The sequence below is a fragment of the Clostridium sp. AM29-11AC genome, assembly GCF_003480545.1.
Classification (GTDB): Bacteria; Bacillota; Clostridia; order Lachnospirales; family Lachnospiraceae; genus Otoolea; species Otoolea saccharolyticum_A.
Window position 1 is genome coordinate 14,021 of record NZ_QUJI01000014.1, and the last position, 18,851, is coordinate 32,871.

Annotated in this window: 16 protein-coding genes; 14 read left to right on the top strand and 2 right to left on the bottom strand. The window is 51.0% G+C overall.

Annotated features, from left to right (window positions below; all coding sequences use genetic code 11):
* The first annotated feature begins 88 nt into the window (after positions 1-88).
* The 6 genes from DW757_RS10915 (at position 89) to DW757_RS10940 (ending at position 7,298) form a co-directional block, all read left to right on the top strand.
* The gene (locus DW757_RS10915) at positions 89-1,045 is read left to right on the top strand and encodes an ABC transporter permease (RefSeq protein WP_021965576.1); all 957 of its coding nucleotides are present in this window, start codon (positions 89-91) and stop codon (positions 1,043-1,045) included.
* Between the two features lie 3 nt (positions 1,046-1,048).
* Positions 1,049-1,960: an ABC transporter permease gene (locus tag DW757_RS10920; RefSeq protein ID WP_008399226.1), complete on the top strand. Its 912-nt coding sequence runs from the start codon at positions 1,049-1,051 to the stop codon at positions 1,958-1,960.
* A 13-nt stretch (positions 1,961-1,973) separates the two neighbouring features.
* Positions 1,974-2,990, top strand: a complete 1,017-nt coding sequence (locus DW757_RS10925; protein WP_008399227.1) for an ABC transporter ATP-binding protein — start codon at positions 1,974-1,976, stop codon at positions 2,988-2,990.
* Positions 2,977-3,960, top strand: a complete 984-nt coding sequence (locus DW757_RS10930; RefSeq protein ID WP_118751722.1) for an oligopeptide/dipeptide ABC transporter ATP-binding protein — start codon at positions 2,977-2,979, stop codon at positions 3,958-3,960. The genes DW757_RS10925 and DW757_RS10930 overlap by 14 nt, the downstream gene beginning before the upstream one ends.
* Positions 3,961-4,075: 115 nt before the next feature.
* Positions 4,076-5,704 carry an ABC transporter substrate-binding protein gene (locus tag DW757_RS10935; RefSeq protein ID WP_008399230.1) on the top strand — a complete coding sequence of 543 codons (1,629 nt, stop codon included), beginning with the start codon at positions 4,076-4,078 and terminating at the stop codon, positions 5,702-5,704.
* A gap of 124 nt (positions 5,705-5,828) precedes the next feature.
* Positions 5,829-7,298 (top strand): amidohydrolase, encoded by a 1,470-nt coding sequence (locus DW757_RS10940; protein WP_015573411.1) that lies wholly within the window; start codon positions 5,829-5,831, stop codon positions 7,296-7,298.
* A gap of 53 nt (positions 7,299-7,351) precedes the next feature.
* On the opposite strand, the gene DW757_RS10945 is transcribed toward DW757_RS10940, so the two are convergent.
* A complete protein-coding gene (locus DW757_RS10945) occupies positions 7,352-7,732 on the bottom strand; it encodes a MerR family transcriptional regulator (RefSeq protein ID WP_008399232.1) in 381 nt (126 codons plus the stop codon).
* Positions 7,733-7,900: 168 nt separating this feature from the next.
* Positions 7,901-9,028, bottom strand: a complete 1,128-nt coding sequence (locus tag DW757_RS10950) for a sugar diacid recognition domain-containing protein (protein WP_118751723.1) — start codon at positions 9,026-9,028, stop codon at positions 7,901-7,903.
* Positions 9,029-9,193: 165 nt separating this feature from the next.
* On the opposite strand from DW757_RS10950, the gene DW757_RS10955 reads away from it, so the two are divergent.
* The 8 genes from DW757_RS10955 (at position 9,194) to DW757_RS10990 (ending at position 18,744) form a co-directional block, all read left to right on the top strand.
* Entirely contained in the window at positions 9,194-10,330 is a 1,137-nt protein-coding gene (locus DW757_RS10955) for a glycerate kinase (RefSeq protein WP_015573412.1), read from the top strand.
* Entirely contained in the window at positions 10,327-11,817 is a 1,491-nt protein-coding gene (locus DW757_RS10960) for a sugar ABC transporter ATP-binding protein (protein ID WP_118751724.1), read from the top strand. Before DW757_RS10955 ends, DW757_RS10960 begins: the two co-directional genes overlap by 4 nt.
* A gap of 16 nt (positions 11,818-11,833) precedes the next feature.
* Positions 11,834-12,832, top strand: coding sequence for an ABC transporter permease (locus tag DW757_RS10965; protein WP_015573414.1), 999 nt, complete (start codon positions 11,834-11,836; stop codon positions 12,830-12,832).
* A gap of 286 nt (positions 12,833-13,118) precedes the next feature.
* Entirely contained in the window at positions 13,119-13,973 is an 855-nt protein-coding gene (locus DW757_RS10970; protein WP_279221222.1) for a sugar ABC transporter substrate-binding protein, read from the top strand.
* Between the two features lie 33 nt (positions 13,974-14,006).
* Entirely contained in the window at positions 14,007-15,218 is a 1,212-nt protein-coding gene (locus tag DW757_RS10975; RefSeq protein WP_118751746.1) for a Tm-1-like ATP-binding domain-containing protein, read from the top strand.
* Between the two features lie 43 nt (positions 15,219-15,261).
* Positions 15,262-16,089, top strand: a complete 828-nt coding sequence (locus DW757_RS10980; protein WP_008399242.1) for a phosphoenolpyruvate hydrolase family protein — start codon at positions 15,262-15,264, stop codon at positions 16,087-16,089.
* 100 nt (positions 16,090-16,189) lie between these two features.
* Positions 16,190-16,552: a YccF domain-containing protein gene (locus tag DW757_RS10985; protein ID WP_087382707.1), complete on the top strand. Its 363-nt coding sequence runs from the start codon at positions 16,190-16,192 to the stop codon at positions 16,550-16,552.
* 587 nt (positions 16,553-17,139) lie between these two features.
* Positions 17,140-18,744, top strand: a complete 1,605-nt coding sequence (locus tag DW757_RS10990; protein WP_118751725.1) for an ATP-binding cassette domain-containing protein — start codon at positions 17,140-17,142, stop codon at positions 18,742-18,744.
* The last annotated feature ends 107 nt before the right edge of the window (positions 18,745-18,851 follow it).

The window sequence follows — 18,851 nt, forward strand, 5'->3', positions numbered from 1 at the left end:
CAGATATTCAGTGGTATTATAAACTGACCAAGAAATTGTAGAAGGCAGACTGCAGATAATGCCTAAAAATGTAAAAGGGTGGTGTTTTATGGCAAAAATGATTTTGAAGCGCCTGATCCAGATTATTCCGATTCTTCTGATCGTTCTCACGATTACGTTTATTTTTACGAGGATGATACCAGGAGATCCGGTGCTTACAGTTCTGGGAGATCAGGCAACGCCGGAGATGGTTGAAAAGCTCCGGGCAGAGATGGGGATGGATAAAAGTATACCGGAGCAGTATGTGATGTATATTCTGGATATTCTCCACGGGGATTTCGGTACATCCTTCGCTTATGGAAGACCTGTTCTTGAGCTGATCGCTGAGAGGCTTCCCAACACACTTCAGATTTCTCTGACGAGTATGGCCATTGCTGTTGTCATCGGGCTGAGCGTGGGGATTCTCTCGGCAGTGAAACAGTATTCTGTCTGGGATTACCTGGCAACCGTGATAGCGCTGGTGGGAGTTTCCATGCCCAGGTTCTGGCTGGCTCTGATGCTGGTGCTTCTGTTCAGCGTAAACTTGGGAATTCTTCCCGCATTCGGCATGGGAACGTCAGGCTTTGGGGATACGGTGCTGCACATGATTATGCCCTGTATCTGCCTTACGGTAGCCCCGGCGGCTACATTCACCAGAATCACCCGTTCCAGTATGCTGGAAGTCATAAACAATGATTCCATCAAGGCGCTCAGGGCGAGAGGCATGAGCGAGAAGGCGATCCTCTGGAAGCATGCTCTGAAAAATGCTCTTCCTCCCATTGTGACCGTATTCGGCCTTCAGCTTGCGACTGCGTTTACGGGCGCCATTCTGACCGAAACGATTTTTTCATGGCCTGGAATGGGTTCCCTGATTGTGGGGGCGATCGACAACCGTGACTACTCTCTGATTCAGGGTGCGGTGGTGCTCGTGGCCTTTGCCTTTGTGTTCATCAACCTGATCACAGACATTATTTACATGATTATCAACCCGAAGTTTGCGGCAGAAAGCACAAAAGGAGGTCAGTAGAGCATGGAGAACAGCAAAGTAACGAAAGCGGGAGCCTTAAGCCAGGAATCCCATGCTGCGATGATCAGGAAGGAACGGCGCTCCAATGACGCGCTCCACAAATTTTTGAGGAACAAGACCGCCGTTTTCGGCTTTATCGTCATTTTTATCATGACAGTGTTTGCGGTCTGTTCCCCGCTGATCGCGACCCACGATCCCAACGCCCTGAGCCTGGCAAACGCATATCTGCCGCCGGGCACAGACGGTCACCTGTTTGGCACGGACGAGCTGGGAAGGGATCTGTTCAGCCGTATTGTCTACGGCGCCAGGATCTCCATGGCAGTGGCCTGGGGCGGTACACTGATGGGCGGAGTGCTGGGAAGCATTCTGGGCATGATCGCCGGATACAATGGAAAATGGGCAGACAGCATTATCATGAGAATTATGGACGGTATGTTTGCCTTCCCGTTTATTCTTCTGGCCATCTTCCTGATGACGATTTTTGGCTCCGGCCTTTTCAACGTGATTATGGCAATCGGAATTGCGGATGTTCCCAAATTTGCCCGTATTGTCCGGGGCCAGGTGGTGATTCTGAAAAATGAGGAATACTGCAATGCAGAGAAGGTGCTGGGCGCATCGGGATTCCGTATTCTTGTCCACCACATTCTGCCGAACGCCATTTCTCCAATCATCGTCTACGCCACCTTAAATATAGCGACTGCGATCCTGGCAGAGTCATCCCTGAGCTTTTTGGGACTGGGAATTCTGCCGCCGACGGCTTCCTGGGGAAATATCCTCCGGGCCGGCAAGGACTGCCTGAACACAGCTCCGCATATTGCCACGCTTTCCGGCGGGTTTATCATGCTGACTGTGCTGGCATTTAACCTGTTCGGCGACGGTGTGAGAGATGTGCTGGATCCGAAGATGAAGAAATAGGCAGGAGGGACGTATGGGAGAACGCTTATTGACAGTAAAAAATCTGAAAACATATTTTTCCCTGGCCAGCGGAACTGTGAAGGCGGTAGACGGAGTCAGCTTTACCCTGGACAAGGGAGAAATACTCGGCATTGTGGGTGAGTCCGGCTGCGGAAAAAGTGTGACGGCCTCCTCTATTATCAGGCTCCTTCCGCCGAAAATCGGAAACATTGTGGACGGGGAAATCAATTTTGAGGGCAGGGATGTGAGAGCGCTCTCAGGGAAAGAGCTGCTGAAGTTCCGGGGACGGGACATCAGCATGATTTTCCAGAACCCCATGACATCATTGGATCCGGTGTTTAAGATAGGAAGCCAGATGGTGGAGATGATCCGGACCCATCACAGCGAGATCAGCAGGGAGGAAGCCCTGAAGATCAGCATTGAGGCCCTGAGAAAGGTGGGAATTCCCAATCCGGAAAGCCGGATCAATTCCTACCCCTATGAGCTCTCCGGCGGAATGTGCCAGAGGGTGATCATCGCCATGGCTATCTGCTGCGAGCCGAAAATGATGATAGCGGACGAGCCGACGACAGCTCTCGATGTGACCGTCCAGTCCCAGGTGCTGAAGCTCCTTCGGGGACTTCAGAAGGAGAAGGGAGTGGCCATCCTGATGATCACTCACAACCTGGGAATTGTGTGGGAGATGTGTGACAGTGTAATGGTCATGTATGCGGGAAAGACGGTGGAATATACGAGCGCTAAGGAGCTCTACAGAAATCCCCTTCATCCCTATACATGGGGGCTTCTTGACTCCATGCCGAAGCTGTCGGATGATACAAATAAACGGCTGGTGGCCATAGACGGGATGCCGCCGGATCTGCGGCTGACGGGAACCTGCTGCAATTTTTACAACCGGTGTCCATATGCTTCCCCGATCTGTATGGAAAAGGTACCTGAGCTGACAGAGACAGAGCCGGGACACTTTGTTGCCTGCCATAGGCAGAATGGAAAAACTGCACTGAAAAGGGGGGAGAGGAATGGGGGAAACTAAGAAGGTTATTCTGAAAGTCAGAAATCTGTCCAAGGATTTCAGACTGCGTTCCGCTTCCTTCGGCGGAGAGAAAAAAATACTTCATGCGCTGAGCAACGTATCCATCGATATTTATGAGGGAGAAACCCTTGGAATCATCGGCGAGTCAGTCTGCGGAAAATCTACCTTCGGCAAGTGTCTGGTGCGGCTCCATGAGCCTACAGGCGGTGAGATTGAATATGAGGGAAAATCGCTCCTGAAACTTCGGGGAAAGGAGCTTAAGCATGCCAGAAAGGATCTGCAGATGGTGTTTCAGGACCCCTTTGCATCTCTGGACCCCAGGCAGGAGGCGGGGAAGATTATCGCTGAGCCCATGGTGATCCACCGGACGGAGATGGATGCGGCAAAGAGAGAGAAAACAGTCCTGGAGCTGATGCAGGAGGTGGGGCTTGACGCCCAGCATGTGCACCGCTTTCCCCATGAATTTTCCGGAGGGCAGCGCCAGAGAATCAATGTGGCGAGGGCCCTGGCTCTAAATCCCAGGATCATTGTCTGCGACGAGCCTGTGTCGGCTCTGGATGTTTCCGTTCAGGCCCAGGTGCTGAATCTGCTAGAGGATATACAGAAAAAATATAATCTCACCTACATCTTTATCTCTCACGATCTGGGTGTGATCAAGCACATCTCTGACAGGGTGGCGATTATGTATCTTGGAAGGATTGTGGAGCTGTGTGAGGCAGATGAAATCTATAAAAACCCGCTCCACCCCTATACAAAGGCTTTGCTCTCCGCCATACCGCCGGAAAGCCCCTTTGAGAAAAAGGAGGAGATCGAGCTGAAGGGAGAGATACCAAGCCCCATCGGAGACATGAAGGGATGCCCTCTGGCCGGCAGATGTCCAAACTGTATGGCTGCCTGCCGGGAAAAGACGCCGGAGCTTATGGAAGCAAAACCGGGACACAGCGTGGCCTGTCTGCTCTACCAGAAGTGATGCTGAAAGCCCTTTAAATGGACGGGGCAGAAGGGGACAGGGAAAGAAAGAGGAATTTCTGCACAGGGCAGTCAGACTCTTAAGAAGATTTAAAAAAAAAGGAAGGAGAAGATGTATGAAAAAGAGGATAGCAAAGATGATGCTTCTGGCAGCGGCAGCCTTTTCGCTGACAGCCTGCGGGGGAAGCGGAGGAAACCAGGAGGCAGAGGAAACAGAAGAAACCAGCCTTGCATTGGTGGAAAAGGAAACGGTGGCAGAGGAGGATCTGGTACCCCAGAAGGGCGGAATGCTGAAAATAGGTCTGGAAGGCTCCCCGAAGAACCTGGATCCCAAGAACAGAACCAGCGTCTACGAGTCGAGGATTATTTCCCAGGTGTGCGACACCCTTATTATCTATAATAACGATCAGACAGAATACCTGCCGTCTCTGGCAGAAAGCTGGGAGATCAGCGACGACGGACTGGAATATACATTCCATCTGAGAGATGACGTACACTTCCACAAGGGTGAATTTCAGGACGGAAGGCTGATGACTGCCGAGGATGTGAAGTATTCTCTGGAGAGAGCCAAGGAGGCGAAGAATGTAACCCTTGTTATGCTGGACCATGTGGAGGTCATTGACGAGCACACCGCCAAGTGCGTTCTGACAGAGCCAAACGCCGTATTCCTCGACGTGCTGACCGGACCTACCAATGTGATTGTGCCCAAGGAAGAGGTAGAGGGCTGGGGAGATCAGTTTGGAGAGCACCTGATTGGAACAGGCCCCTTCAAGCTGCAGGAGTTTAAGCTGGATCAGGAGGCCACGATTGTCAGAAATGAGGATTACTGGGGGCCGGAACCATACCTGGACGGTGCTGTGTTTAAGGTGATTACCGATATCAACCAGCATGTGAACGGGTTAAAGACAGGGGAGATTGATTTTTCCTGCAAAATTTCAGGAGAGGCGGTTAAGCTGGTAAATGAGGACCCCAACTTAAGGCTTTTAGTTGCCCCGAATACCAGCATCAACTTCGTGGGATTCAACACGGAAAAGGGAATCACAGCCGATCCAAAGGTAAGACAGGCCCTTGCGGAAGCCGTGGATCTGGAGGATCTGTGCGCCGGCCTCTACCAGTATGAGGAGGCCGTCTATGCCGGACAGCCGATGCCTCCGGCATCCTGGGGCTATGACCCGTCCATGGATGAGTATAAGCAGAAATACGATCCGGAACATGCGAAACAGCTTCTCACAGAGGCCGGTTACCCGGATGGGTTTGAGATTACCATTACATTGTCAAACTCTTCCACCAACACAAGCCTTGCCACCATCCTTCAGCAGTACTGGAAGCAGAACTTAAATGTAGACCTCAAGATCAATATGTCGGAATGGGCAGTGTACAGCCAGACTGTCACATCAGGCAACCATGAGATCTATGCGGTAGGAATCGATTCCACAGTAGATCCTCACAACTTCACCGGCAAATGCCTCGGTTCTGATTACATCGGCACTCTTCCGGCCGGCTGCCGCTTAAACGATCCGGAGATGGACGAGCTGATCCGCCAGTCCCTGGAAGTGACCGATCAGACAGCGAGAAAGGAAATTTACAAGGAAATTGTGAAAAAGACCATGGAGCTGACGCCTGCCCTCTACTATTCCAACAACAACCTGCTCTGGGGAACCACAGATAAGGTGCATGGGCTGTGCCAGAAAACCTACTGGAACCTCTGCAACAGCGAGGTAAATGTGTGGATGGAGCAGGAGTAGCAAAATCTGCGAAGATGAAAAAGGAATCTTGATGAAAGTCTGGGGATGGGCAGCTGCCCGTCCCCTTCCTGTAAACGGACTTTGTGCTTATTCGCTTTGGACAGGGAAGAGGAGGAAATACAGAATGGAAATGGGCAAGAGCAGAGAGAAAACGGCGACAACCGGATATGGAAACTATGGCGGAACCATGAAGGAAGGACAGACCGGAAAAACTGCTGTGGAGGAGATAGACAGAAACCGGGATGTGTTCATCGGTCTTGCAAAAAAGATATGGGAGAATCCGGAGGTCGCCTATCAGGAATATCAGGCCTCCAGGTGGACGGCCGAAACTCTGAAATCCTTCGGCTTTGATGTGACTCTGGGTGCATACGGGATACCGACGGCTGTCCGCGCATCATGGGGAAGCGGACACCCGGTCATCGGGCTTCTGGGAGAATACGATGCGCTGGCGGGGCTCAGCCAGAAGGCAAAGCCGGAGAAGGAACCGGTGGAGGGGCAGAAATACGGTCATGCCTGCGGCCACAATCTGCTGGGAACAGGCCACCTGGCAGCGGCAGTTGCCATGAAGAAGGAGATGGAAGAAAAGAAGCTGCCCGGAACCGTTATCTTTTATGGATGCCCTGCAGAGGAGGTGGGGACAGGAAAGGGCTTTATGGCAAAAAACGGAGCATTCAGGGAGTGCGACGCGGCCATGGCCTACCATCCGTCCTGGTTCAGCTATGTTTTCACAGGGGGGAAAGCAGGAGTTCATTCAATGAGGGCAGAATTTTTCGGAAGGAGTTCCCATTCGGGAAGCTCCCCCCACAACGGAAGGAGTGCTCTGCTGGCGGCAGAGATGGCAAAGCTGGCCGCCAGTATGATCCACGAGCAGCTGCCCCCGGGAAGCAGCATCCATGGGGCCGTGGCCGACGGCGGATTCCTGCCTGGGCAGATACCGGCCTATGCGAAAATTAATTTTTCCATCAAAGCCCAAAATCTGGAAGATATGGAGCTTGTCTGCGGCAGGCTGGAAAAAATCCTGAAGGCCACGGCGCTGGAAACCGAGACAGAGGTAAAGTACGAGCGAAGAGGCGGATGCTGTCCGCTGTTAAACAACCGCGTGCTGGCTGAGGTAGCCTATGAAGCCATGGAGGAGGCGCCTCAGGAGCCATGGACAGAGGAGGAGATCGCGTTTGCAGGCCGGTTAAACGAAACCACGCCCCTTCCCTACCAGAATAAGCTGAAGGAGGCAGGGATGACCGGCACGGATATGCAGCTTTTAAGAGGCATACTGCCCATGCGGGAGTTTGATACAAACGGCTGCACAGACGTGGGGGATGTGAGCCACATCGTGCCTGCGATCTTTTTCAAGGTATGCTGCTACGCTATGGGAACAAACGGCCACACCTGGCAGGCAGCCGCCTGTGCGGGAAGCTCCATCGGAATGAAGGGAATGCTGTTTGCTGCAAAGATCCTGGCCATAGCGGGACTGAAGCTGATGGAAAATCCAAAGATTCTGGAAAAGGCGAAGGAGGAATTTGACCGGGAAACAGAAGGACAGCCTTATGTGACAGCGCTGCCGGATGACTTTTCGGTGGAAAATGCCCTGGAATAGGCTTACTGCAGGAGAGCAGAGGGAGGAAGCAGTAAACGGCTTCCTCCCTGTTCTTAAAAGCGTTTCAGCTCTTTCTCAGCCGGAATGATAACCTGCTCATACCGCTCGATTTTCTGGTTCAGGCGTTCAAGGGACGCCTGCATGTCGGCCATTCGCTCCATCAGCCGTTCACGCTGCTCCACCAGGATTGCCTTCCTGGCCTCTGCGGTGCCATCTCCCTGCTGAAACAGGGCTACATACTCGATTAACGCCTCGATCTGCACACCGGCCTTTCTCATACATTTCATCAGCTCAATCCATCGGCAGGAATCCTCGCCGTAATCGCGGATCCCGCTCTTGTTTCTGGGAACAGGAGGGATCAGCCCGATTCTTTCATAGTACCGGAGTGTGTCTGCGCTTATATCGTATTTTTTGCTCACTTCTGCGATTGTCATAGTAATAACCGTCTCCTCTCATACGATTTTTTGAATGAATGATAAACTAAGTGTACCACTTTGAGCCGGCTCCATGTCAAGCCGTCAGCGCGGATTATCCTGCAGACGGCTCTCTTTCTGCCGCGCCGTCTCTCCCTGGGACTGGAAAATCAGCTTCAGGGTTTCCGGCTATAAGTTTAAAAGCTTGTACGCTAAAAACAAAACAGCCGCATCTTTTGGAAGCCGTGGATCGTAGCCGGTCAGATCGATGATTTTTTTGATTTTATACTGTACCGTATTTTTGTGTATGTATAGTTTCTGGGCGATCTGATCCAGCGAGCCGTTGGAGTCAAAGTAGACGGCCAGGAAATCTGCGGCCTGATTCCTCTGACCTGGCTCTGCATCTTTCCACACGTTATCTAAAAATGCGTGAATACTGTCGGGAGAAAGCTGGCTGATGATAATTTCCAGGGCCAGGTTTTCATAGATCAGACACTGGCTGATCCCGGCATGGGAAGCGATCTCCATGGCTTTTTCTGCATACAGGTAGGCAGTGTGGATCTGAGAGGGATCTTTTACACAGCAGCTTAAACCGCAGAATATGTGGATCTGTTTCTGCATGGAAAGCTCTCTGATTATGGCGTTAATATGGGCTACAGCGGAGCTTTTGGCCCTGAAGTGAAAGAACACGGCGAGATTTTGCCCGATATGGTGATGATGGATGTAGACGGAATCTCCCAGGAAGGTCCTCAGCAGGGAGGTTAATTTATCATCAATGGCGAGACGCTCTGTTTCTGAGATAAATTCCGGTATATGAAATACCCCTATGGACTGCACACGCTGAATCGGAAGGGAGAGCTCTTCGGCTCTTTTCAGGGTTTCTGAATTGATGACCAGCCTGGAGTTCAGAAGAAGCTCCTCGCAGAAAAGTCTTCTGCGCCGGGCGAGGCTTGCGTCCTTCATGCTCTGCTGGGTGTTCATAAACATAATGTTGGCCATCTCCCCGATCACCATGGCAATATCCTGCAGTTCCTGGGGATTTCCGGTCACGCCTATCACACCGATGGTGCGCCCTTCGATGTGAATAGGCACATTGACTCCGTTTTTTGCACCGCTTAAATTGTCGTCCGGATAGATATCCATCTCCACCTCATTCTTTTCTATGAGTTTTTTTGCGCCTTCGTGGAGCGTCCCGATTCTGGAGGGATCGGTAGAAGCTACGATGATCCCCTTTTCATTCATAATATTTACATGTTTATTCAGGATTGCGCCGATCCGTTCTGAGATTTCCTGAGAGTTTGTGCCAGTGATTTTCACAGTTTTCTCCTCCTTTTTCTGTTGTTCTCCATAACAAATATTTACCGATAAAGTATATCATCCGTAATATGGCAACATGGGGTGATTTAGTATACTATATATAAAAAATAGATAAAAAAACAAAGAAAATAGTACATATATCACAAAAACGGAGGTATCTGGACTATGAGAAATATTATTATAGCTCCTGACTCCTTTAAAGGGACCCTGGAAGCACAGGAAATATGCAATATTATTTCAAAGGTTGTTTACCAGTATATTCCTCAGGCGGAGATTACCTGTATCCCCATGGCAGACGGGGGAGAGGGACTGGTCAGCTCCTATCTTCAGCAGTTCGGAGGAGAGCGGATGAGAGAAAAGGTTACAGGTCCCAGCGGAAAGGAAGTGTTCAGCGAGTATGGAATCCTGGATGGCTATACAGCGGTGGTTGAGATGGCCTCCTGTGCCGGACTGCCGCTGATGGAAAATCATCTGGATCCCATGCATGCCACAACCTACGGAGTGGGCGAACTGATACGAAAGATTGCTGATTCGGGAATTCGAAAAATCCTCATAGGGATCGGGGGAAGCGCCACGAATGACATGGGAATTGGCATGGCTGCCGCGCTGGGATACCGCTTTTACGACGGCAACTGGGAGGAAGTAGAACCTATGGCCTATAACCTGGGAAAGATCGAGCATATCCGAAGACCGGAAAAGGAACTGGATATCAGCATCACCGTTGCCTGTGACGTGGACAATCCGCTGTGCGGTCCAAACGGCGCCACCTATACCTTTGGAAGACAAAAGGGAGTTTTAGAGGATCAGATGGAGGAGCTGGACCGATGCGTAGAGCATATGGCCTCAGTTCTTCAAAAAGAATTTGGAATCGATGTCCGACAGATACCGGGTGCAGGTGCGGCGGGAGGGCTTGGAGCAGCCCTGCTTGTCTTTCTGAAAGCGGAGCTGAAGTCGGGGATTGAATTATTTCTCGATACCATTCACTTTGATGAGCTGTTAAAAAAAGCAGATCTGGTATTTACGGGAGAAGGGAGAATTGACTGGCAGAGTGTGGCCGGCAAGGTTCCCGTGGGGATTTCAAAACGGGCCCGGAGGGCCGGAGTCCCCTGTGTAGCGCTCTGCGGCTCTGTGGGAAACAGGGCGGAGCTGGCATATGAAAACGGGATGAGCGCTATTTTTTCATCCATAAAGGATTTTACCGACAAGGGGAACGGAAAAGAAGGGTATGCGGAAAATCTGCGTTTCCTTACTGACTCTGTGATGAGAATTCTGACGCTGAAAATGGAGGAGGGGAGGACATGAGTGGAGCACTGCTGGAGGTAAGGGCACTGAAAAAGTCATTTAATGGGATCGAGGTTCTTCATTCCGTAGATTTTGAAGCCCAGGCAGGCAAGGTGACAGCCCTGGTTGGAGAGAATGGGGCTGGAAAATCCACCTTAATGAAAATTCTGATGGGAGAATATACAGCTGATTCAGGGGAGATCAGGCTGGAGGGAAAACAGGTTCAGTTTACCAGTCCCCACCAGGCGCTCACGAGCGGGATCTCCATGATTTTTCAGGAAATGTCGCCGTTTCCGGAGCTGACAGTGGCAGAGAATATTTATATGGGCAGAGAGCCCTGCCGCTTCGGGTTTTTAAAGAAAAAGGAACAGCGGCGCATGGCTGAGCAGAAGCTGAAGGAGCTGGGGGTGAATCTGGATGCAGACAGAAAAGTAAAGACACTGACCGTGTCGGAGCTGCAGCTTTTGGAGATAACGAAGGCCGTATCCTACGATTCCAAGGTAGTCATTATGGACGAGCCGACCTCATCCTTAACAGATTCGGAGGTCTCCCTTCTGTTTCAGATGATTGAGACCCTGAAGAAAAAACAGGTGGCTGTGATTTACATCAGCCATAAGCTGGACGAGCTGTTCCGGATTGCGGATCAGATCTGTGTTCTGCGGGATGGGAAAATGATAAGCTCCAGACCTGTAAGCGAGGTAAACCGCGAGGTAATGATAAGCGAGATGGTCGGCAGGACCATGGATCAGATTTACCCTACTGTGGAAAAGACCATTGGGGAGACCATTTTCCGGGTGGAAAATCTGACACGCCGCGGAGTGTTTGAGGATATCAGCTTTGAGATTAAAAAGGGAGAAATCCTGGGAATTGCAGGTATGGTCGGCTCCGGGAGAACAGAGGTGGCTGAAGCTTTATTCGGCGTAGAAAAGTATCAGAGCGGCAGAATCTATCTGAACGGGAAAGAGATAAAAATAGGGAATACCCGGGATGCGATACACTGCGGCATGGCTCTGATTCCGGAGGATCGGGCGAGATGCGGTTTGAACCTGAGAGGCACGATCAAGGCAAATATGTGCACCACGATCCTGGACCAGATAGGGAAAGGAAAGGGGCTGATTACGAATAAGCGGGCAGAAAAACAAAAGACAGAAGAAATGTCCCAGAAGATGAGAATCAAGATGAACAGCATAGAACAGCTGGCGATGTATCTGTCGGGAGGAAATCAGCAGAAAATCGTTGTGGGGAAATGGCTTCTGACAGAGCCGGAAATCGTCATGATGGATGAGCCCACAAGGGGAATTGACGTGGGTGCCAAATATGAGATTTATCAGCTGATTAAGCAGCTAGCGAAGGAAGGAAAAGCAGTTCTGATTATTTCCTCGGAAATGACGGAGCTTCTCGGAATCTGCGACCGGATTCTGATCCTGCGGGAGGGAAGACTGGTGGGAGAGATGGATGCGAAGGAGGCAACTCAGGAAAAAATCATGGCAGCCATCGTAAATTATTAAGAAAGAAGGGGAAAAAATGGAGCGAACAAAATTTCAGAGACATAAAGAGGTTATATCCAGGCTGGGAATTGTATTTGTGCTGCTCGGACTGATTCTCCTGTGGTCCTGTCTGTCGGATGCTTTTTTTACTACCAACAATTTGCTGCTCATTATTAAGCAGGCTACCCTTTATGGAATTCTGGCAATCGGGATGACCTTTGTCCTTATCACAGGGGGAATCGATCTTTCGGTGGGATCCATCGTGGCTCTCTCGGCTGTTTTTGCAGCCCGCTACTGTTCCGGAGACAATATCGATCTTCCCATAGCCGTCCCGATTCTGATATCCGTTGCAATCGGTATTTTATGCGGTGCAGTCAATGGCTTTGGAATCGCATTTTGCCGGATCCCGCCGTTTATCATGACCATGTGCATGATGCTTGCGGCGAGAGGCGCAGCCTATGTATACACCAATGCAAAGGCAATTTTCAACCTGAATCAGGAGTTTGTCAACATTTCAAACGGCTTTCTGGGGAGAACCTTCGATGAGAGCGGAAAGGTTGTGAATTACGGGATTCCCTACATGGTGTTTTACTTTATAGCAGCCATGATCATCGGAGTCATTCTTCTCCATTTTACTACATATGGGAGGAAGGTTTATGCACTGGGAGGAAATAAGGAGGCAGCCAGGTATTCAGGTATCAATACAAAGCTGATTGAGTTTTCGGTCTATGTGCTCAGCGGGCTCTGCGCCGGCATCTGCGGGTTTTTGATGGCGTCCAGAATCTCATCCGGAAATGCCAACTCGGCAGACGGATATGAGATGACGGTAATATCGGCAGCCGTCATAGGCGGAGTCTCCCTCTCAGGAGGAGTGGGAACCATGTACGGGACCATGATAGGCGTCCTGATTGTGGGAGTTATCAGCAACGGAATGGATATACTGGGAATCAATACATACTTCCAGCAGATTTTGCAGGCAGCCATTATTTTTACGGCAGTCTATATTGATGTTCACGTAAATCGAAAGAAGAAATAAGAGAGCGCAGAGATAAATTCTGCAAATCGGAAAATACCAAAAATGCAAAAACAAATATAAAAATAAAAAAGAAGAAAGGAAGGCAGAGATTATGAAAAAAATGAAGAGGATGATGTCGATTCTTTTAGCGGGAGGTCTTGTACTTGGAATGGCGGGATGCAGTCCGTCTGATTCCTCCTCAGGAGCCACTGAAGCGGCAGCAGAATAAACAGAGACCACAGGAGCGGCCGCAGGCACAGAGGAGACGGCGGCCCAGCAGGCAGAAAGCGAAAATCTCGGAAAGCTGCTGTTTCTTCAGACTCACAACAACAATTCCTTTATGTCCTATATGGGAGAGGTGTTTGTGGACACGGCCAAGGACTACGGATTTGAGGTGGATCATCTGACTGCAGATTCAGATGAGGCCACACAGCTGTCCCAGATCGAGCAGGGAATCGCAAGCGGACAGTATGTGGGAATTGTGTGCGACTGTACAGGAGAGGGCGTGACACAGGGCTTCAAGGAGGCAAAGGAAGCAGGTATGTTTGTCATCACGCTGCACGAGGGAGTCAAGGATAACTCAAATGTGGACTATGTAGTGGCCTGCAGCCTTGCAGAGACAGGCTATGAGGCAATCCGACTTGAGGTGGAGGAACTGGGAGAGGCATTTAATCTTGCGATTGTCAATGGTTCAGAGGGCCATGGAGCCACTGTGGCAATCCGCGAGGGCTACGATAAGGCTCTTGAAGAGTTCCCGGAGATCAATGTAGTGTTCGACGGCGCCGGCAACTGGAATGCAGAGGAGGCAATGGCACTGACAGAAACCTGGTTCTCATCCGGCGAGGAGATTGACGGTATCGTATGTATGAATGACGGAATGGCAACCGGCGTGCGCCAGGTAATGAGAGACAACGGTGTGTTAGGCACGATCCCGATCTATTCAAACGACTGCGAGGAGAATACGCTGGATGCAATCGCGGCAGGCGAGCAGAGCGGTTCCTTTGACATGAATGCCCAGGCACAGTGTGATGCTGCCCTTGAGGCAATGCAGAAGCTGGTTGCAGGTGAGACTCTGGAGGAAAAGGAAATCTACGTTGAGCCGCTGCTTGTAACAGCAGAGAATCTGGAAGAGTACAGAGCCAGCCACGAAGGAAATTACTAAAAGATTCTGACAGGCGGCAGAAAGGCGTTGCAGATGAAATGTATTTTGATGATGGGAACCTTTGACTCAAAGGGAAAAGAATTTGAATATCTTTACCGGGAGCTTTTGAGGAGAGAGGTCAAAATCTTGACGATGGATACAGGGATTTTTGAGCCGGAGGTCCAGTTTGAGATTTCAGTCACATCCGACGAGGTGGCCGGGGCGGCCGGAGAGCGGATCTGCCATTTAAGGGAAAAGCAGGACAGAGGCTATGCCATGAGAATTATGTGCCAGGGAGCAAAAAGCATCTGCCGGCAGCTGTACAGAGAAAACAAGATTAACGGTGTGATCAGTATGGGAGGAGGCGGCGGAACTTCCATTGCCGCCTCAGCCATGCAGGCCCTTCCCATCGGATTTCCCAAGGTATGCGTTACCACCCTGGCGTCCGGGGATACCAGGGAATATGTGGGGACAAAGGATATTGTGCTGTACCCTTCTATCGTGGATCTGTGCGGCATTAACCGGTTCTCAAGACAGATTATTTCAAGGGCGGCGGGGGCTGTCTGCGGGATGGCCCAGATGGATCCGCAGGAAGAAAGAGAAGAAAAGCCGGTGGTGTTTCTGTCCATGTTCGGAAATTCAACGCCCTGTGTGGAGCAGTGTGTGAAGCTGCTGGAAAAGGATTATTCGCCCCTTGTGTTTCACGCCACCGGAGGCGGAGGAAGGACCATGGAGGAGCTGATCCGGGAGGGCTACTGCAACGCCTGCCTGGATATTACTACCACAGAATGGGCAGATGAGCTCTGCGGAGGGATTTTGTCAGCAGGCCCGGGGCGCCTTGACGGCCCGGCAGCAGCCGGGATTCCCCATGTGATTGTGCCGGGATGCCTTGACATGGTCAATTTCGGAAGCAGCCAGACAGTGCCGGAAAAATACAGGAAGGCAGGAAGGCTGTTCTATGAGTGGAATCCCATGGTGACTCTGATGAGGACAAACAGGCAGGAGAATGAAAAGCTGGGGGAGATTCTGGCTCAGAAGGCGAATGCCTCGAAGGCCCCGACAGCCTTCCTGTTCCCCCTTAAGGGGCTGTCCATCCTGGACGGCAGGGGAGAGGTATTCTGTGACTGGGAGACAGACGAAGTCCTGTTTCAGGCGATTGAGAGAAATCTAAAAAAAGAAATACCCGTTTATCGGGTGGATGCCAATATCAATGATCCGGAATTTTCCAAACGGTGCGTAGAGGTGCTGAAAAGCATCATGGAATAGAAAAAACAGACACTGGCTGAGCCAGTGGGAAAGGAAGCAGAAAATGGCTGTAGAGAGAAAAGAAATTTTAAGAAGGCTTAGAAAAAATATTGAGGAGGGACGCCCGATTATCGGAACGGGAGCAGGCACAGGCATCAGCGCTAAATTTGAGGAGGCCGGCGGAACGGATCTGATTATTGTCTACAACTCAGGAAGATACAGGATGGCGGGCAGAGGCTCCAGTGCCGGTCTGCTGGCCTATGGAGATGCCAACCAGATAGTTATGGACATGGCCGGAGAGATCCTGCCGGTGGTGAAGCATACGCCGGTTCTGGCGGGAGTAAACGGAACAGATCCTTTTAAGGATATGAACCTGTTTTTGAAGAAGGTAAAGGAGATCGGCTATTCAGGCGTTCAGAATTTCCCCACCGTCGGTCTGTTTGAGGGAAGGATGAGGCAGACCTTTGAAGAGACGGGAATGAGCTATAACCTGGAAGTAGAGATGGTACATATCGCCCATGAGATGGACCTGTTCTCCTCCCCGTATGCGTTTAACCCGGAAGAGGCTGTGAAAATGACAAAGGCAGGGGCGGATGTGGTTGTGGCCCACTGCGGCTGCACCGTGGGAGGCTCTATCGGAGCAGAGACCATCATGGAGCTGGATGCGGCAGTAAAGGTGGTTCAGGAAATCCACGATGCCGCTGTGGCAGAGCGCAGCGATGTGATCGTACTCTGCCATGGAGGCCCTATTTCCAGCCCGGAGGATGCAGCCTACGTACTGCAGCATACGAAGGGAGTGCACGGCTTCTACGGAGCATCCAGCGCAGAGAGGATGCCGGTGGAGACAGCCATCAAGCAGCATATCGAGAAATTTAAGGACATAAGGTTTTAAATTTTGAAGTGTTTTGCCTGACAGACTCGTTATAATAGATGGAGAGCAAAAGGATGAGCTATTTATAGCTATTTATATAGAAAGGAGCTGTCATCAGATAATGAGTCTTTTAGGCAACATCCTCTGGTTCCTTATGGGCGGGCTTATCAGCGGCCTTGGCTGGGTTCTGTCCGGCTGCCTCTGGTGCATTACCATCATAGGGATTCCGGTAGGACTTCAGTGCTTCAAGTTTGCGTCTCTCAGCTTTTTCCCCTTCGGAAAGGAAGTGCAGTACGGCGGCGGGGCCGGTTCCCTTCTGCTGAATATCATCTGGCTTATTGCAACGGGGCTCCCCATGGCGGCAGGGTCGGCCGTGATGGGGATTCTCTGCTGTGTCACAATCATCGGCATACCCTTCGGGCTCCAGCATTTTAAAATTGCAAAGCTGGCTCTGATGCCCTTCGGGGCAGAGATCGTGTCATAGTCTCTGTCTGCCGGGATAGGGTGAACGGCAGAAAACCCCTATTGACAATTTCCCCCAATGCTGATATAGTGATCCGGTACGGATGCAGACAGAAGACTCTGCACCGTTCATGAAGGACAGATTGGAGATGAAAGGATGAAGCTGTATTTCTGCAGATAATTCAACTGAATGAAGTGCATGGAGAGCAGGGCAGACAGCCCGCTGTTCGTGTGATGCAGGAATACGTGATTCTTTTCATTGAGATAAACTTGGAAACCGCCGCCTTCGGTGTCTGTTTTGAGATTGCAGACGGGGCTAGAGCCGGAGAGATGGGGGAAAGCTGAGGGCCTGAGCGTGCAGATGCAAAGCCGGGCAGCCTGAGAATATACCCTGACGGCGGACACAGACCTCTATATCACTGGTGAATGGGATGCAGGATTTTCCTGCATCCCATTTTTTCATGTAACAGGAAACCTCGTTCCCTGTTATATGAAAACGCTCCGCGGGGATCGCACTGCGGCAGAAAGGAAAATCCGGCCAGACTGTGCTGACAGCTGTCCGGCAGCGGGACCGGCCTCCTGCACGGGAGACAGAAGGAGGGAATGGATATGTCACAGATTCAGGTAAAGAACCTTACATTTTATTACGACGGAAGCGGGGAGGATATTTTTGCGAATGTATCCTTTACCATAGACACAGACTGGAAGCTGGGATTCATAGGAAGGAACGGAAGGGGAAAGACTACCTTTCTGAAGCTTCTGATGGGCCAGTATGAGTACCGGGGAACGATAGCGTCCCCGGAAGCCTTTGAATACTTTCCGTATCCAGTCAAGGACATGGAAAAAAATACCATAGACGTGGTGGAGGAGGTGAAGCCGGACTATGAGTTCTGGAAGCTGTGCCGGGAGATGAACCTTCTTTCCGTAAAGGAGGAGGTGCTTTTCAGGCCCTTTCGGACTCTCAGCAAGGGAGAGCAGACGAAGGTGCTTCTGGCGCTCCTGTTCAGCAGCGAAAACCGCTTTCTGCTGATTGACGAGCCCACAAACCATCTGGATTCAGAGGGGAGAAAGCAGGTGAGCCAGTATCTGAGCCGGAAAAAGGGCTTTATTCTGGTGTCCCACGACAGACGTTTTCTGGACGGCTGTATTGATCATGTGCTGGCGCTGAACCGGAAAAATATTGAGGTGGTTCAGGGAAATTTTTCTTCCTGGTGGGAAAACAGGGAGAAAAGAGAGGCCTTCGAGCTGCAGAAAAATGAAAAGCTGAAAAAGGAAATCGGAAGACTGAAAGAGTCGGCGGCCAGGGCATCTTCCTGGGCCGATCATTCAGAAAATCTGAAAATCGGAACCGGATCTTATGTAAATGGAAAATTTATCGGAAGCAGAAGCTATCTGGGAGAAAAATCCAGAAAAATGCAGCAGAGAAGAAAAAGTATGGAGCAGAGAAGAGAGAAGGCCATTCAGGAGAAGGAGGGGCTTTTGGAGGACAGGGAGGAGGCAGAGCTCTTAAAGCTGATGCCCCTTTCCCACTTCCGGGAGGAGCTTGTCTCCTTTGAACACGTGAAGCTGGGATATGATCCGCAGAATACGAAAGAAGCTATCTTTGGAGAGCTGAATTTCTCTGTCCGGCAGGGAGAGCGGGTCATCCTGACGGGAAAAAACGGCAGCGGGAAGTCAACTGTCTTAAAAGCGATTCTTCAGGCCTGCGGGTACGATGGCAGAGGAGGTGAAGCCGGCGGGGAGAAGCCCGCGGCAGATGACGGGGAACCGATGAAGGGGGCGAAGCAGAGGCAGCAGCCGGCTCAGCCCTGTCTGCTGGCCGGAACTGTCAGAACGGCGCCTGGTCTTGTGCTCTCTTATGTCCCCCAGGACGCCTCCGGCCTTTGGGGCCTTCTGTCAGATTTTCAGGAGCAGAGGGGGCTTGACAGAACGCTGTTTCTGGCGGTCCTTCGAAAGCTGGGATTTTCCAGGGAACTGTTTTCAAAGCCTATGGAAACCTACAGCGAGGGGCAGAAAAAGAAGGTGCTTCTGGCTGCGGGCCTTTGTACCAGTGCCCATCTCTATGTGTGGGATGAACCTTTGAATTTCATCGATGTGTTTACGAGGATGCAGCTGGAACAGCTGCTCTCTGAGAGCAAAGCTGCCATGGTGCTGGTGGAGCATGATGAGGCTTTTGCGGAAAAGATTGCCGCGAAAAAGGTAGAGCTGTCCTGACAGAGAGGCTGCGGTAAGACTTGGCTGTGCCGCCTGAATCTGCAGATGGTGATATTCCGTGCTTGACAGATTGGAAATCAGCAGTATAATAGTTCCTGTTGAAACGG

Excerpts from the sequence above, each read along its gene's own strand:
- DW757_RS10920 (WP_008399226.1), top strand. The coding sequence starts at position 1,049 with ATGGAGAACAGCAAAGTAACGAAAGCGGGAGCCTTAAGCCAGGAATCC.
- DW757_RS10945 (WP_008399232.1), bottom strand. The coding sequence starts at position 7,732 with ATGACAATCGCAGAAGTGAGCAAAAAATACGATATAAGCGCAGACACA.
- DW757_RS10940 (WP_015573411.1), top strand. The coding sequence starts at position 5,829 with ATGGAAATGGGCAAGAGCAGAGAGAAAACGGCGACAACCGGATATGGA.
- DW757_RS10985 (WP_087382707.1), top strand. The coding sequence starts at position 16,190 with ATGAGTCTTTTAGGCAACATCCTCTGGTTCCTTATGGGCGGGCTTATC.
- DW757_RS10990 (WP_118751725.1), top strand. The coding sequence starts at position 17,140 with ATGTCACAGATTCAGGTAAAGAACCTTACATTTTATTACGACGGAAGC.
- DW757_RS10935 (WP_008399230.1), top strand. The coding sequence starts at position 4,076 with ATGAAAAAGAGGATAGCAAAGATGATGCTTCTGGCAGCGGCAGCCTTT.
- DW757_RS10925 (WP_008399227.1), top strand. The coding sequence starts at position 1,974 with ATGGGAGAACGCTTATTGACAGTAAAAAATCTGAAAACATATTTTTCC.
- DW757_RS10915 (WP_021965576.1), top strand. The coding sequence starts at position 89 with ATGGCAAAAATGATTTTGAAGCGCCTGATCCAGATTATTCCGATTCTT.
- DW757_RS10965 (WP_015573414.1), top strand. The coding sequence starts at position 11,834 with ATGGAGCGAACAAAATTTCAGAGACATAAAGAGGTTATATCCAGGCTG.
- DW757_RS10980 (WP_008399242.1), top strand. The coding sequence starts at position 15,262 with ATGGCTGTAGAGAGAAAAGAAATTTTAAGAAGGCTTAGAAAAAATATT.
- DW757_RS10955 (WP_015573412.1), top strand. The coding sequence starts at position 9,194 with ATGAGAAATATTATTATAGCTCCTGACTCCTTTAAAGGGACCCTGGAA.
- DW757_RS10960 (WP_118751724.1), top strand. The coding sequence starts at position 10,327 with ATGAGTGGAGCACTGCTGGAGGTAAGGGCACTGAAAAAGTCATTTAAT.
- DW757_RS10975 (WP_118751746.1), top strand. The coding sequence starts at position 14,007 with ATGAAATGTATTTTGATGATGGGAACCTTTGACTCAAAGGGAAAAGAA.
- DW757_RS10930 (WP_118751722.1), top strand. The coding sequence starts at position 2,977 with ATGGGGGAAACTAAGAAGGTTATTCTGAAAGTCAGAAATCTGTCCAAG.